The 14,113-nt window shown below is 41.3% G+C and carries 14 protein-coding genes; 10 read left to right on the top strand and 4 right to left on the bottom strand.

The window, feature by feature from the left end:
• Positions 1–48 precede the first annotated feature (48 nt).
• The 3 genes from GNIT_RS15560 (at position 49) to GNIT_RS15550 (ending at position 2,787) form a co-directional block, all read left to right on the top strand.
• On the top strand, positions 49–783 hold the full coding sequence (locus tag GNIT_RS15560; RefSeq protein WP_014110245.1) for a helix-turn-helix domain-containing protein: 735 nt from the start codon (positions 49–51) through the stop codon (positions 781–783).
• Positions 784–955: 172 nt separating this feature from the next.
• Positions 956–1,435, top strand: a complete 480-nt coding sequence (locus GNIT_RS15555) for a universal stress protein (protein WP_014110244.1) — start codon at positions 956–958, stop codon at positions 1,433–1,435.
• Complete coding sequence (locus GNIT_RS15550) at positions 1,432–2,787, top strand: dicarboxylate/amino acid:cation symporter (protein ID WP_014110243.1); 1,356 nt, start codon at positions 1,432–1,434, stop codon at positions 2,785–2,787. Before GNIT_RS15555 ends, GNIT_RS15550 begins: the two co-directional genes overlap by 4 nt.
• Before the next feature lie 19 nt (positions 2,788–2,806).
• Here GNIT_RS15550 and GNIT_RS15545 read toward each other — a convergent pair whose 3' ends face one another.
• The 3 genes from GNIT_RS15545 to GNIT_RS15535 all read right to left on the bottom strand — a co-directional run bounded on the left by GNIT_RS15545 (position 2,807) and on the right by GNIT_RS15535 (position 4,965).
• The gene (locus GNIT_RS15545; RefSeq protein ID WP_014110242.1) at positions 2,807–3,535 is read right to left on the bottom strand and encodes a Crp/Fnr family transcriptional regulator; all 729 of its coding nucleotides are present in this window, start codon (positions 3,533–3,535) and stop codon (positions 2,807–2,809) included.
• Positions 3,536–3,715: 180 nt separating this feature from the next.
• Positions 3,716–4,015: a chaperone modulator CbpM gene (locus GNIT_RS15540; RefSeq protein ID WP_014110241.1), complete on the bottom strand. Its 300-nt coding sequence runs from the start codon at positions 4,013–4,015 to the stop codon at positions 3,716–3,718.
• Positions 4,016–4,020: 5 nt separating this feature from the next.
• Positions 4,021–4,965 (bottom strand): DnaJ C-terminal domain-containing protein, encoded by a 945-nt coding sequence (locus GNIT_RS15535; RefSeq protein ID WP_014110240.1) that lies wholly within the window; start codon positions 4,963–4,965, stop codon positions 4,021–4,023.
• Between the two features lie 389 nt (positions 4,966–5,354).
• Between GNIT_RS15535 and GNIT_RS15530 the strand changes: the two genes are divergently transcribed.
• Positions 5,355–6,758 carry an MBL fold metallo-hydrolase RNA specificity domain-containing protein gene (locus GNIT_RS15530; RefSeq protein ID WP_014110238.1) on the top strand — a complete coding sequence of 468 codons (1,404 nt, stop codon included), beginning with the start codon at positions 5,355–5,357 and terminating at the stop codon, positions 6,756–6,758.
• On the opposite strand, the gene GNIT_RS15525 is transcribed toward GNIT_RS15530, so the two are convergent.
• Positions 6,745–7,224, bottom strand: coding sequence for a c-type cytochrome (locus tag GNIT_RS15525; RefSeq protein ID WP_014110237.1), 480 nt, complete (start codon positions 7,222–7,224; stop codon positions 6,745–6,747). The two genes, GNIT_RS15530 and GNIT_RS15525, sit on opposite strands and share 14 nt — an antisense overlap.
• A gap of 202 nt (positions 7,225–7,426) precedes the next feature.
• On the opposite strand from GNIT_RS15525, the gene GNIT_RS15520 reads away from it, so the two are divergent.
• The 6 genes from GNIT_RS15520 to GNIT_RS15495 all read left to right on the top strand — a co-directional run bounded on the left by GNIT_RS15520 (position 7,427) and on the right by GNIT_RS15495 (position 14,110).
• Positions 7,427–7,867: a universal stress protein gene (locus tag GNIT_RS15520; protein ID WP_014110236.1), complete on the top strand. Its 441-nt coding sequence runs from the start codon at positions 7,427–7,429 to the stop codon at positions 7,865–7,867.
• Positions 7,868–7,891: 24 nt separating this feature from the next.
• Entirely contained in the window at positions 7,892–8,149 is a 258-nt protein-coding gene (locus tag GNIT_RS15515) for a DUF211 domain-containing protein (protein WP_014110235.1), read from the top strand.
• 120 nt (positions 8,150–8,269) lie between these two features.
• Positions 8,270–8,755, top strand: coding sequence for a hypothetical protein (locus tag GNIT_RS15510; protein ID WP_014110234.1), 486 nt, complete (start codon positions 8,270–8,272; stop codon positions 8,753–8,755).
• The gene (locus GNIT_RS15505) at positions 8,756–11,389 is read left to right on the top strand and encodes a cation-translocating P-type ATPase (RefSeq protein ID WP_014110233.1); all 2,634 of its coding nucleotides are present in this window, start codon (positions 8,756–8,758) and stop codon (positions 11,387–11,389) included. It abuts the gene before it with no gap.
• Positions 11,390–11,413: 24 nt separating this feature from the next.
• Positions 11,414–13,045, top strand: coding sequence for a Na/Pi cotransporter family protein (locus tag GNIT_RS15500; protein ID WP_014110232.1), 1,632 nt, complete (start codon positions 11,414–11,416; stop codon positions 13,043–13,045).
• A gap of 303 nt (positions 13,046–13,348) precedes the next feature.
• Entirely contained in the window at positions 13,349–14,110 is a 762-nt protein-coding gene (locus GNIT_RS15495) for an ABC transporter ATP-binding protein (protein ID WP_014110231.1), read from the top strand.
• Positions 14,111–14,113: the final 3 nt, after the last annotated feature.

Raw genomic sequence — 14,113 nt, 5'->3', positions numbered from 1 at the left:
CTGCCGTCAACTTAATACAATTAACCTGGAGGCCAAAAGCAGATGAAAATGACATCATTAGATTTTAACCCGGCAAGTAACGCCAGCCCTTGGTCTAAAGTATGCTTAGAAAGTGCTGCTAAATCAAACAATTTCATGCTTGGCAATTCGCACAGAGTGTTTCATACAAGACAAGCTTTATTGTCAGCGGGGGAGTCATTTCAAGGCATATATATTATGCGCTCGGGTTCAGCGAAGGCATTTATTACTTCTGCCTGTGGAGATGAATGTATTACGAGATTTTTCTTTCCGGGTGATCTGCTTGGCGTCGATGGATTTGACGAGCACGTACATAACCAAAATATCGTTTTTCTAGAAACCAGTAGCGTCTGCTTTATAAAAGAGTCTGAGGTTTATAACTTGGTTAAAAGTAGCGATGATTTTCGAACCTGTTTATTTAAATCAATGAGTCACACTTTATTATGTGACTCAATGATGATGATGTGTTTGAGTTCTTGCTCTAGCGAACAGAAGGTGGCTCATTTTATTTTGGAACTTGCAAACAATTTTACCAGTCAAGGCTTATCCGGGAAAGAATTTAGATTGAGTATGACTCGCACCGATATCGCTAATTACTTGGGAATGGCGTTAGAAACTGTTTGTCGGGTGCTTGCTAGCTTTCAGCTTAAGCGAGTAATTTCGGTGAGCAATCGTCATCTAATAATCCTAGACACTCGAGTTTTAAATCAAATTCTTTCAAAAGACTCATCTTATTCATCTTCGACAACTAGCTTAGATTCTTAATAATGAGTGGTGCTGTGCTCGCTTGCTTAAATTTAAATTAAGCGTTGGTCAATTTTCATTTTTCATGAATAGTTGAAAAAATTTGACGTTAGTCAAAATGCTCTTGGCATGGTTTCGTTATCATGGGCGTAGTTAACATAACAGGCTAAATTTGATAGCCCCGAGGCCAAGCATGAAAGCATATAAATGCATCATTGCCGCAGTCGATGTTTATGCTGAGTTCGATGAAGTACTGCAGAGTGCGCTATGTGTTGCCGATGAACCGAGTAAACTACATCTGATTTTTGTGACACTACCAACTTCTTATTTTCAACCCTATATAAGTTCGTTTGGCGTTGACTATATAAACGATATTGCCCTGCAAGCTAGACGTCGTTTGACCCAAATAGCAGACAAATTCCGCATACCACAAAACAACATTCATACACCTATTGGCGATATAGCAGGTGAAATATGCCAAACCGCAAACAATATTAAGGCTAATCTTATCGTGATCGGCACGCATGCAAGCAGTGAATATAAGGTGTTGCTATCTTCAGCAACAAACACCTTGCTGCATTGCGCAAAGCAAGATGTTTTAGCCGTGAGAAGTGACCACGCCTCAGGTTCAACGCTGTCAAAAGCGCTGTGTAAAAAGGATGATATAGAATGAGTAGATTGTTTCGAGATCATCTTAAAAGTCTTGCCGATCAGTTTGATCGCCTTATTAGCACTCGTCTTTGGTTAAAAGTATTAATTGCATTAATGCTTGGGGTGATTGCGGGTGTGCTGTTAGGTCCGGATTTAGGACTTATATCAGCAGACACGGTTAAGACAATAACCGCTTGGCTCGCGTTACCAGGGCAGGTTTTTTTGGCTATCATTCAAATGATTGTTGTTCCGCTTGTGGTTGCGTCGATTGTAAGAGGATTGGCGGCTAACAATAACCCAGATGCAATCAAAAAGAATGGCTTAATTGCACTTGCATTTATTGTTGTATCCACCGCTGTAGCAGCAACAATTGGTATTGGTTTGGCACTCAATATTCAACCGGGTCAATTTGTAGATGCCAGTGCCTTGATTGATGCAAACTCAATCACGGTTGCTGGCGCGGGCGCACAGGGTTTTCCAGCCATGTCAGAATTACCAAACAAGGTGTCAGAGCTCATCCCCAAAAACCCGTTGGCATCGATGGCATCAGGTGAAATGCTGCAGGTCATTTTGTTTGCTGCTGTTTTAGGCGTGGCAATGTTGGCTATTCCTGCACAGCAATCTAAACCCTTATTTGATTTGATGGGCGCTTTACAAGAAGTTAGCCTGCGCATTGTATCTTGGGCTATGTTGCTCGCTCCTATTGCTGTTTTTGGGCTGATTACTCGATTGGTTGCCAATCTTGGTATTGATGTTCTGGCAGGAATGGCGGTTTATGTTTCAACGGTTGTGCTTGGCTTACTGCTTGTCGGATTACTTTATTTTGTGGTTGCTAAAGTGACGCTAGCACAGCCCTTGGGGCAGTTTTTTAAGAATGTTAGAGAGCTTCTTTTGCTGTCTTTTTCTACGAGTAGTTCTGCTGCGGTTATGCCGATTACTTTGCAGGTGGTGGAAGACAAGTTGATGGTCAATCCTGAAATTGCGCGCTTTCTGGTTCCTTTAGGAGCAACTATCAATATGACAGGAACAGGCTTGTATCAAGGCGTTGCGACCGTGTTTTTAGCGCAAGTTTTTAATGTGGATTTAAGCCTTTCAAGCTATTTCTTTATCGTTACCATGTCGGTCGCCGCCTCAATTGGCTCTCCTGCAACACCTGGCGCTGGGATCATCATTCTGAGTATGGTGCTGGAAGGTGTGGGTATTCCGGCTGCAGGTATTGCATTGATTCTTGGCGTAGATCGCATTTTAGATATGTTGCGAACATCCGTGAACGTATTAGGGGATGTTGTCGCTTGCACCACCGTACACTACTTTACACATCTTCACAGCACGCCAGAAAAATCAACCACATTGTTGGAGAAAAAGCTCGAGTAATATGCTGTTGATAGTTTAGCTAGCAAACGCTAGCGCGCCGCTGCTGAGTTGACGTTTTATTGTCTATCCGAGCCGATTCGTTTTTCACCACTTGATAACACTCACAGGAAAGGAACTCTAATTTAGCTCTGTCCAAAACCTTAATGTGGCCGCGTGCGTAACTTATTGCTCCTTGCTTTTGTAATTTACCCGCGGCTTCAGTTACACCCTCACGCCTTACACCCAACATGCTGGCAATGAGTTCATGTGTCATAGTCAGATTATTGCTTGATATGCGGTCTAATGACAGCAGTAACCATCTACATAGTCGCTGCTGAATGCTGTGATGACGATTACAAACCGCAGTTTGTGATATTTGTACAATTAAAGATTGGGTATAATTAAGAAGTTGACCGCGAATGTCGGAGTGATTATTAAACCGTTTGCGCAATTCAGCTGCCGATAGTCGATAAGCAAATCCTTCACTTTGTACCACAGCTAAGTTCAGTGTACTTTCGCCCCCCATAAAGCAGGCAATATCTGAAATACCTTCATTACCCACTATAGATATTTCGACTGAAGCGCCGTCAGCTGTCACATAAAACGTAGAAATAATGCAATCAATAGGAAAGTAAACGTATTCACGTTTCTGATAGGGTTCATAAATGATAGTGCCTAAGGGCAGATTCACCAGTTTGAGGTAAGGAAACAATTGAACTCGATCGTCAATAGAAAAAGAATTTAATAAATTATTTCGTAAATGTATCATGATAGTTTACTTCCATATAATGTCTGCGCCTTCGCGCAGAAACAAAAAGACGAACACTCGTTATTCGTTTCTACATTACAATGTTTAGTCTATTTAACTTTGTCCCACGTCAAGTTTCATGATTATGTTTGAATTGCGTTTTTGAGAACGGCGTTCTTGAGAGCAGTGAAGAAAGCAGTGTTAGAGTAGCCTGTTTAACCTGCTTCTTAATTGGTCATTTTCTTGCAATAGCGTTTCTTTCTCCTTCATTAAATCGATAACCATACTGATAGCAACCCAATCGAGTAACAACTGCTGGTTCAATTTAACGGCTTTTTTAATCCAGTACGCATTCTCTAAATCAAAAATCCATTCTGAAAAAGTCTCACCGCGCAGGGGCGCTGCAATACCGTATTCAACAACTTCAACGATAACTTCTTGGTCAATGTTTTCATTTTCGCACAATTCTTCAATGTCGATATATAGGGTAACGTCTGCCATATCTATTAACTCCAGTCCGATCGAGGATTAAACTTTTCAGTCTCAGCCAATTCAGCCCACAAACGTTTTGTTTCGCTGGTGGTTGAGGGGGGAATATCAATTTTTATAACGACAAGTAAATCGCCCTGACCCGTTTTATTCTTCAGTCCTTTGCCTTTAACCCTCAACTTTTGCCCTGCTCGACTATTTGCTGGAATGTTCAGTTTAACTTTGCTGTTTAAAGTTGGGATCTCAAGTTTAGTGCCAAGTGCCGCCTCCCATGGTGTTAGTGGTAACGTAAGTATTAAGTTGATGCCCTCTACATCAAACAAAGGATGAGGAACTAGACGAATGATCAGATACAAATCACCATTTAACTTATTTTCACTGCCAGGAGCACCTTGGCCTTTGAGCCTGATACGCTCGCCATCTGTCACACCTAAAGGCACTTTAACGTTAAGAGATTTTTTGACTTGCTTCACCTGATTATTGACATAAACGGGAACGTGGTAATCAATCGATTTGCTTTTGCCTGCAACGGCTTCTTCTAAAAAAACAGGTAACTCCATTTCTAGATCTTGGCCTTTAAATAAATCTGGTCCATAGTCCGGGGAGCGTTCAGAGCTCCGTGCTCTGTCGCCAAAAACCGAATTAAAAAAATCTGAAAAATCACCGTGTCCCTGTTGCCGATATTGATTGCTTCCTGTTGAGGACTGCCAACCTGGCGGTGCATTAAATCCGTCGCCTGAGCTGGCGCCATAACGTCTTAAATCATCATATTCAGCTCGTTTTGTTGCATCTTTTAATACTTCGTATGCTTCAGCCACTTCCTTAAATTTTGCTTCTGCGTCTGAAGCGGTGCTCGTATCGGGATGAAATTTAAGTGCGAGTTTACGATACGCCTTTTTAACTTCCTTCAAATCTGCAGTTTCATCTACATCCAAAATTTTGTAGTAGTCTTTGAATTTCATCAATTAATCCTTAGGTTTAAAAGCTCAGCAATATATTTAAAGAGTTTGTTGCTTATTCGTAAGCGTAGACTATTACAGAAAGAGTGCGGCAACAAATAGCGCAAAGTCTGCGGCAAAAACAATACAAAGAATGTCATTCAATGTCCTCCCTGCAGCGGGATAAAACAACAAGGCTTTTTACCCATCAAACTTTGCTACATGCTAAACAGCCAAGTTTCAATTTACTTTAAATGTTAGCTAAGCGTATTGATGGGGATCAAAAACTATTATTTCCAATGCTATATTATTTGAGCGACTTACCAATGCTTTTAGCTACCGTTGGCAGACTGTTCCTTGAAGTTGAAAGCTTCATAGCGCCTTACGTTATGCACAATGAATAAGGGAAACTCATGGCTACAATTACGTTCTATGGCGCAGCGCAAGAGGTGACAGGGTCGTGCCACATGGTCGAGTCATCTAGTTTCGGACGTGTCTTACTTGATTGTGGGATGCATCAAGGTGGGCATAACGTTGAACGAATGCAAAAAGAGGAATTTGAATTCAATCCTAACAAAATTGAGGCTGTAATATTATCGCATGCTCATCTTGACCATTGTGGCATGTTACCAAAATTGGTGAATCAAGGGTTTTGTGGCCATATTTGTTGCTCAAGCGCTACGCAAGGGTTGTTGGGTGTGATGCTAAGAGACTCGGTAGGTATTTATCTCAGTGATTTGGAGAGAGAAAATGTGCGCAGAGCAAGAAAAGGCAAAAAACCGCTGTTGCCTGAATACGATGATGAAGATGTAGTTGATACACTAGCGCTTTGTAAAGGGGTTGAATACGGCAAACAAGTAGAAGTATTGAATGGTTTGCGCGTTGAATTTCAGGATGCTGGGCACATCCTTGGCTCCGCCATTGTCTCACTTTTCATTGATGAAAATAATACATCTAAAAAGTTGGTTTTCTCTGGTGACTTAGGTAATAAAAACGCAGTGTTAATGAAAGATCCCAGCATAATCGAAGAGGCAGATGTGGTGCTCATGGAAGGCACTTACGGGGATCGCAATCATAGAGACATTGAGGACACGGTAGAGCAGCTCAAAACAATTCTAATAGACACCGAAGCGCGCGGTGGGAATATCCTGATCCCTGCTTTTGCGGTTGGTCGTACTCAGGAAATTTTGTTTTATCTGGGTACTTTACACAATGAAGGCCTGCTCAAAAATTGGCATGTTGCTCTTGATAGCCCGATGGCGATTGAGGTAACGCGCGTTTACGACAAATGGTTCCGTTCTTTAGACCAAGACGAAATTCAATTAGCGACGCCATTGGCGACCTCGATTTTAGAAGACTTTATTCCTAATCTATATTTATCAGTTTCGGTTGAAGAATCCATTGCTATTAATCGTTTAAAAAAAGGAGTAATTATCATTGCTGGTAGTGGAATGTGCACCGGTGGCAGAATTCGGCATCATTTTAAACAACGCATTTGGGATAGTCGAAATACGATTATTTTTTGTGGTTACCAAGCTAATGGAACGTTAGGGCGCTTGATAGTAGACGGTAAAAAACACATTAAAATGTTTAACGACGATTTTGCAGTAAAAGCGCAAATTGAAACCTTAGGTGGATTTTCAGCTCATGCCGGACAAGATCAACTATTGGATTGGTTGAAAGGCTTTAAAAATAAACCATCAGTGGTATTAGTCCATGGAGAGCCAATGGCACTAGATGCACTTTCTACTCGCATATGGCAAGACTTAAATATACGAGTGAAAGTACCTGCGCGCGGAGAGTCTATGGTGTTTTAGGCGCTGGTGAGTGTATTTCATAGACCGGATAAACAGTATAAGGCCAAGGCGTGACTTGATAATGAGGTTGAATGTAAGCAACTAAATCTATCAATTCAGTTACCGTGAGCACATCATTGTAGTTCAGCATAACAGAATCTTTATTTTCATCAGAGGTTGCCCACTGCGCTCCTCTCGATATTCTGTGAGAAGGATTAATAATGCTTGTCACCAATTCTGCGTAGGTTTTTACTATCGCTGAATTCGAACTCAGTGAAATTGGAGGTGAATGTTCGCGCTCTACGGCGTTATCCTCTAGTCCGGGGATGCTATGACAGGCAACACATTGATGCTTTAAAAATACTAGTTTACCTGCGTCAGGCTTACCCTCAGGTAAGCTAAAGCCCCTTGGGGAATTTACACCTTGGTCACACGCAAACAAGCTAAAAATACACGATAGACCCGTCAATATAGCGCGCTTACTCATTATTGTTTCCTTTTTCATCGAGTGCATCGTCTGAACAATTGCTGTTTTTAACGCTGCATTAACCACCCTAGAATAAAATAAACGATAAAAAGGTTTTTGACTTGATGTGGGTCAACTTTCTCTAATTTTACTTTGTTAATATGAAGTGACTTTTAAAAACGACAAGCCTGTTTGCGAACGCGTGGCTTCAAAGGAAGATATTATGAGCACTTACAAAAAGATTTTAGTGGCAATTGATATTAACGCAGATTATGAGACGGTTATAAAAAAGGCACTGATAGTTTGTCAATCTCCAGATGATCTTAGTTTGGCTTACATTCCGCTATCGTCTATGTATATTCAACCTTATCTTTATGGTGCTGACTATAGCGCTATCGACGACTCTGAGCGTTTGGCTAGAGCGCAAGCGAAACTAGATGAGATTGCTCAAAAATTTGGCATTAAAAAACAGAACACTCACCTAAAGGCTGGTGATGCGGCTGATGAAATAAAACAAATTGCAAATGATATCGATGCAGACTTGATCGTAATCGGAACACATGGCAGAAGCGGTATCAAATTGCTCCTTGGCTCGACTGCTAACGCAGTTTTGCACGGTGTTAAACAGGATGTATTGGCGGTTCGAGTGCATGATAATAATTAACTAGCATCGTTAAGGGGCCATTTTATGGCTAATGTTTGTCGATTGCGGCTTGACGTATTAAAGCCTCATAAACCCAATGCTTATGATTTTGCACTGGCGCTTTCACAATTAGACGCGACGTGGAAGGTTGTATTAGAAGTCTTAGAAATTGATCAAAGTACGGAGTCTATCTGCTTGGATGTGGTTGGTAAACACATCGATTTTGAAAAAATACAGGCAAAAATAAATGAGTTAGGAGCAAGCGTACATAGCATAGACGCTGTTGAAACCAACGGCGGTTAATCAATCTAATAATTTGGCGAAAATATGTTAAAGAGATTGATAAATCTCATAAGCTTAAGTCAATCTCAATCCATTATACGACGTTATTTTGTCGTTAATGGATTCGACGGAGCACTTACCATGTTCGGTTTAATTCTTGGGTTTATGTTGAGTGCAGACGTGCACGTTCCCAGTGTAATAAATGTCTGTTTAGGGGCTGCTATTGCTCTAGCCGTTTCGGGTGTCAGCAGCGCTTATGTGAGCGAAAGAGCGGAACGAAAGTTAATTCTTCGTCAATTAGAAGATGCAATGCTATCCGACTTGAGCGACTCTTCGCATGCACATGCCGCTACCTTTGTTCCCGTTGTAGTAGCCTTAGTCAATGGCTTAGCTCCTCTTGTGATCTCAGTATTGATCATGATCCCTCTTTGGCTAAATGAAGCAGGCTTTTTATGGGTGACAGCGCCGCTTTGGTCGAGCCTATGCATTGCCGGCTTGCTGCTATTTACACTCGGTGTCTTACTCAGTGGTATTTCCGGTATTCCTTGGTACTTCAGTGGTCTAAAAACGTTAGCGATAGGCTTCTCTACCGCACTGTTAATTTATCTATTTGTTGGGCCCAGCTAAATGGAAGGCTACGACAATCCAATAAACTGGCACACGCTAACAAGCGAGGAGGCACTCAAGCGTCTGAATTCAAAACCGGAGGGTTTAACACCATTGCAAGTTAAGCAGGCGTTGGCAAGCTATGGTAAAAACCAGCTGCCGGTGACTAAATTTAACGGTATCGTTAGGTTGTTTTTACGCCAGTTTACCGAAATCATGACGGTTATTTTATTAGCTGCCGTTGCGATTTCAGCAGCCTTAGGTGAATTTACAGACGCCTTAATCATCTTCACTATATTGATACTCAATGCAGTATTAAGTACCTATCAAGAACGCAAAGCGCAGCAGGCCCTTTTAGCTTTAAGACAATTAGCGACACCGCAAGTTAAGGTGAAACGCGATAATTCTGTTGTTGTTATTTCAACTCAAGCCTTAGTTCCTGGTGACATTGTTTTGTTAGAGCAGGGCAATATAGTGCCTGCAGATGTTCGTCTTCTAACGGTGCAAGGGTTACAAATTGATGAGTCTGCACTCACCGGCGAATCAATGGCTGCGACAAAACAAGCTGACGCATTGGATTCACCAACGTTAGCCCTTGGAGATAAAGGTAATCTTGCTTTTAAAAGCAGCGTAGTAACCTTGGGCAAAGCAAGTGGCGTGGTTTTTGCCACCGGTATTAATACAGAAATTGGCCGCATAGCGAATTTGTTAGACCAAGAAAAGCAGGCTAAAACGCCGCTCCAAGTTCGTCTCAGTTCTTTCAGTAAATATTTAGTATTGGCTATCTTATGCGTGTGCATGATTGTTTTACTTGCGGGTCTGCTGCAAGGACATCCTTTAATGACTATGATACTTACTGCGCTGAGCTTGGCGGTAGCGGCAGTACCAGAAGCTTTACCCGCCGTCATCACTATTTCTCTTGCGCTGGGTGCGAGTAAAATGCTCAAACAGCAGGCCTTAATAAAAAACCTGCCCGCTGTTGAAACATTGGGTGCAGTCACTTTTATCTGCACAGATAAAACCGGCACGCTGACTGAAAATAAAATGCTTGCGAAACATATTTTCGATGGAAGTGACGATATTACGAAGTTAAGCGATACGCATTATCTCCTTGCTGTGGGCATGGCGGTAAGTAATGACGTGGAGCTGCGCAATAAAAAGGCCACGGGTGAACCGACGGAAGTTGCTTTGTTTAACATGGCCGCATTATATGGCTTTGATAAAAAGCAGTTACTGGATAAATTTCCGCTAGTAAGTACGATCCCTTTTGACGGTACTCGTAAAAAAATGACGACTATTCATCGTTGTGACACAGGCTTTATTGCATTTATCAAAGGCGCACCTGAAGAAGTAGTGACTAGTTGCTCGACGGGTGAATATGGTTCAGAAAAAACGGATTTTTGTGCAAAAAGCATTCTTGATAAGGTCGAAGATCTTTCATCCAAAGGGGATAGAGTTTTAGCACTTGCGATGCGTAAGTTTGATTCTTTACCTGATAGTAATGAGCCAAATAGCGCTGAATCTGAGCTCACATTTCTGGGGCTTGTCGCGATTTCAGACCCGATAAGGAGCGAAGTGCCTAAAGCGGTTCAACAGTGCATTGGCGCGGGTATAACACCAGTCATGATCACCGGCGACCACCAAGGAACCGCAATAGCTATCGCCAGAGAGTTGCAGCTTGGAAAGGGAGAGATTATTGCGTTGAATGGCGACGAATTAGATGCGTTATCCGATGAGGATTTCCTTAATCAAGTGGTTAAAATTAACGTATATACACGTGTTACACCAGAACAAAAACTCAGAATTGTTAACGCCCTACAGCAGCAGGGTCATTTTGTTGCGATGACCGGTGACGGCGTAAACGATGCGCCGGCCCTGCAACACGCCAATATTGGAATTGCCATGGGTCAAAAAGGAACAGATGTAGCGAGAGGCGCAGCGGATATGATTTTGCTTAATGACGACTTTTCGAGCATTGTAAAAGCCGTAGCTGCTGGCAGACGTATTTACGATAATATTCGAAAGTTTATAAAATATACCATGACATCTAACTCAGGCGAAATTTGGACGTTATTAATGGCCCCCACTCTGGGCATGCCAATACCGCTCTTACCTATTCATATATTATGGATAAACTTGGTGACAGACGGACTGCCAGGACTGGCTTTTAGCGCCGAGCCAGCAGAGAAAGGCGCGATGAAAAAAGCGCCACGAAAGCAACAAGAAAGTATTTTTGCCAACGGCATGTGGCAACATATTCTTTGGGTCGGGGTGTTAATTGGCGCCTTGTGCTTAGGCACCTTAAAGTGGGCCCTTTTACAAGACTTGGTCTATTGGCAAACCATGGTATTTACTGTCCTCGTTTTTGCTCAGCTATTTCATAGTTTAGCGGTCAGATCTGACATTGAGTCTTTGTTCACGCAGGGCATATTCACGAATCCATTTTTAATCATTGCCATTGCTATAGGCGCTTTTTTGCAACTAGTCTTGATATATACCCCTATATTTAATGAATTATTTCGCACTCAGCCATTGCCATTTTCAGATCTAGGGCTTTGTGTGGCAATTGCGTCCATCGTTTTCATTGCTGTCGAAACTGAAAAGTACCTAATTAGGAAAAAGTTTATCTATTCGTTGAGCAAAAACGACACATAACATCAATATAGTTGAGGTAAACAATTGGAAATTCTACAACTTGTTATGACGGGCATAACGGCCATTATTTTATTTGTGTTTGGTCTTGATAATTTCTCTCGTGAAATCGAACAAATTTCTGGTGACCGGTTCCGAAAATTTTTGGGATCCGCAACAAACATTCCTATTTTTGGTGTGCTTATTGGTGCGCTAGTGACAATGATCATTCAATCAAGCTCTGCAACATCTGTGATTTCTATCGGTCTAGTAAATGCGGGGGTTCTTTCATTTAAAAATAGCGTGGGCATTATTTTTGGAAGTAACATAGGAACCACGATTACTGCTCAGCTTGTGGCCTTCAAATTAACTAATTTTGCACCCATTTTTATTATCATTGGTTTCATATTAACTTTCACTAATAGCAGGGCTTCAATTTTTGGTAAGGCTGTATTTTATTTTGGTTTCGTATTTTTTAGTCTTAACTTGATATCTAGCACACTTGAACCTCTGCAAAACAATGAAGCATTAGTTTCAATGCTAACCGAAGCACAAAATCCACTATATGCTCTTCTGGTTGGATGTCTTTTTACTGCGTTAGTGCAGTCTAGTTCTGTCACAACGGGATTAGCTATTATTTTCACGCAACAGGGAGTATTGGGGCTAGAGAATGCCGTTCCTCTAATATTAGGTGCGAATATTGGCACTACTGCAACTGCATTTTTAGCGGTCATTAGTTTAGATGTCTCTGCTAAAAAAGTGGCCTTTAGCCACTTTCTTTTTAATGTGGGCGGGGTGCTATTATTTTTTCCTGTACTGCTCATATTCGGCTATAAGTTGGCAGAATTTGATCAGAATCCTGCTATTGCCTTAGCAAATATTCACTTGATTTTTAATGTCACAGCGAGTTTGATTTTTACCATATTTATTACTCCTTTCACACGTTTTGTCGACCACTTGTTTGGAGAGGGTAAAATGGATTTTGAGCGAATTGAATTGCTTACTTTAACTTCTGACGATAATTTCGACTCTGTAAAACAGAAGCTAGATGCTTCATCGGAACACTTATTTCGATTTTTGCAAGAAAACTATAATCAGGTCACCTTAAGCATAGAGACTAACTATAGCGGCGTGTTCAACTCGGCTGAGAAAAGAATTGAATACGTGAATTATCTTAAGAATCAATATATGCATTATTTTTCTAGCGCGGTTATTCTGATTAATCAAAAGAATGAATCCAAGGCTCTCATTAAACTCATTAACCAGTTTGATTATTTGTTTCAGATACATGATTCAATTAACGACTTATTTAAAGTGAAACGGGTGATAAATGAGAAATACATCGAACTAAAAAGTGATTTACTCCTCTTGATCCGCGGGCTATCAATTAAAACACTTGATGTGTTTGACGAGATTGCGAGTGAAATGTTGGATGCGAAGCTTCAGCCCGAAAAGCGACTATTAAGCTCAAAAGAAAAAGAACTGCAGCATGAAATTAATGACGTCAGCAGGAGTTTGCTATTGCTCATGGCCGATACGTCGCGCGAAGATGCCGGTGCACTCATCAATTTTGTGACCTATTCACAGCGGCTTAAAGACAAGCTCAATAATTTTGCCAATTTACACGTTAAAATTGACCCTCCCGAAGATGTAAAAAATGAGCTCGACCTGAAAACTTAATTTAGGCATCAAAAAATCATAAGTTAAGGTTAACAGTCGCAGTGCATTGGTGTGTAAGGCCTGTGATTTTTTGACGAGCTTATCTTTTTTCTGTTATTGCGATAAGGTGAATGACGCTTGGTTCTGAATTGAGAGAAACATGTTGTGTCTTTGTACACACAAGTGTAAAAGAGACGCAGCCATGGTCCAGTGAGCATTATCGAACGGGTTCTGAACTATTGTGAATATCTACTAAATCATTACTGTGCCATCAGCACACTATTACAGAACTATTGCAGCAGTATTACGAGAGGCCCAGTATAGATGTTGATTGCTAAACATATTAGTAAAAAATTTGGTGCTCACCAAGCCTTGGAAAACGTTTCTTTTGAAATTAATAAAGGCGACATTGTTGGCTTCTTAGGTAAAAATGGTGCTGGCAAAACAACCTTGATGCGTATTCTAACGACTTTTCTTACCGCATCTTCTGGCACTGTGATTATCGATGGTGAAGATATTGCAAAGCATTCTCTTTCAGTGCGGGAAAAAATTGGCTACCTTCCTGAAAAACCGCCTTTATACAGCGAGATGACGGTAGCTAGCTATTTAAAATTTGCGGCACAAATAAAAGGCGTTGCGGCAAAGAGGGAGTCATTTCAGGTTGCTAAAGTGTTGGATGACTGCGATTTACAGCGCGTAAAAAATCAAAAGATTGCAACCTTGTCCAAGGGCTATAAACAGCGCGTTGGTATAGCACAGGCAATTATTCATGAGCCGAAATTGTTGATTTTAGATGAGCCGACAAGCGGTCTCGACCCAATTCAAATTTTGCAGGTGTTAGCGTTAATTAAAAATCAAAGGAATCAGCGAACGGTCTTATTAAGCACTCACACGCTAAATGAAATTGAGCAAGTAGCCCAGCGCATATTAATGATGAAGGCGGGACACATTGTGCTGGATGAATCCCTAGAAGAATTGCTTAAAAAGCAGCAATTAGCTCAATCACATCCGGTTACTTTGGAGCAAATATTCATCGACTATCATCAAGAGCAAGCCCCGCTGAATTTTCTAGGACAGGGGCTGTAAAAT

This window comes from Glaciecola nitratireducens FR1064 (genome assembly GCF_000226565.1).
Lineage (GTDB): Bacteria > Pseudomonadota > Gammaproteobacteria > Enterobacterales > Alteromonadaceae > Glaciecola > Glaciecola nitratireducens.
This window is presented reverse-complemented; position numbering and strand designations above follow the sequence as displayed.

What these genes read in the sequence shown, in the direction of transcription:
- GNIT_RS15560 (WP_014110245.1), top strand. Translation starts at nt 49, where the DNA reads ATGACATCATTAGATTTTAACCCGGCAAGTAACGCCAGCCCTTGGTCT.
- GNIT_RS15555 (WP_014110244.1), top strand. Translation starts at nt 956, where the DNA reads ATGAAAGCATATAAATGCATCATTGCCGCAGTCGATGTTTATGCTGAG.
- GNIT_RS15550 (WP_014110243.1), top strand. Translation starts at nt 1,432, where the DNA reads ATGAGTAGATTGTTTCGAGATCATCTTAAAAGTCTTGCCGATCAGTTT.
- GNIT_RS15545 (WP_014110242.1), bottom strand. Translation starts at nt 3,535, where the DNA reads ATGATACATTTACGAAATAATTTATTAAATTCTTTTTCTATTGACGAT.
- GNIT_RS15540 (WP_014110241.1), bottom strand. Translation starts at nt 4,015, where the DNA reads ATGGCAGACGTTACCCTATATATCGACATTGAAGAATTGTGCGAAAAT.
- GNIT_RS15535 (WP_014110240.1), bottom strand. Translation starts at nt 4,965, where the DNA reads ATGAAATTCAAAGACTACTACAAAATTTTGGATGTAGATGAAACTGCA.
- GNIT_RS15530 (WP_014110238.1), top strand. Translation starts at nt 5,355, where the DNA reads ATGGCTACAATTACGTTCTATGGCGCAGCGCAAGAGGTGACAGGGTCG.
- GNIT_RS15525 (WP_014110237.1), bottom strand. Translation starts at nt 7,224, where the DNA reads ATGAGTAAGCGCGCTATATTGACGGGTCTATCGTGTATTTTTAGCTTG.
- GNIT_RS15520 (WP_014110236.1), top strand. Translation starts at nt 7,427, where the DNA reads ATGAGCACTTACAAAAAGATTTTAGTGGCAATTGATATTAACGCAGAT.
- GNIT_RS15515 (WP_014110235.1), top strand. Translation starts at nt 7,892, where the DNA reads ATGGCTAATGTTTGTCGATTGCGGCTTGACGTATTAAAGCCTCATAAA.
- GNIT_RS15510 (WP_014110234.1), top strand. Translation starts at nt 8,270, where the DNA reads ATGTTCGGTTTAATTCTTGGGTTTATGTTGAGTGCAGACGTGCACGTT.
- GNIT_RS15505 (WP_014110233.1), top strand. Translation starts at nt 8,756, where the DNA reads ATGGAAGGCTACGACAATCCAATAAACTGGCACACGCTAACAAGCGAG.
- GNIT_RS15495 (WP_014110231.1), top strand. Translation starts at nt 13,349, where the DNA reads ATGTTGATTGCTAAACATATTAGTAAAAAATTTGGTGCTCACCAAGCC.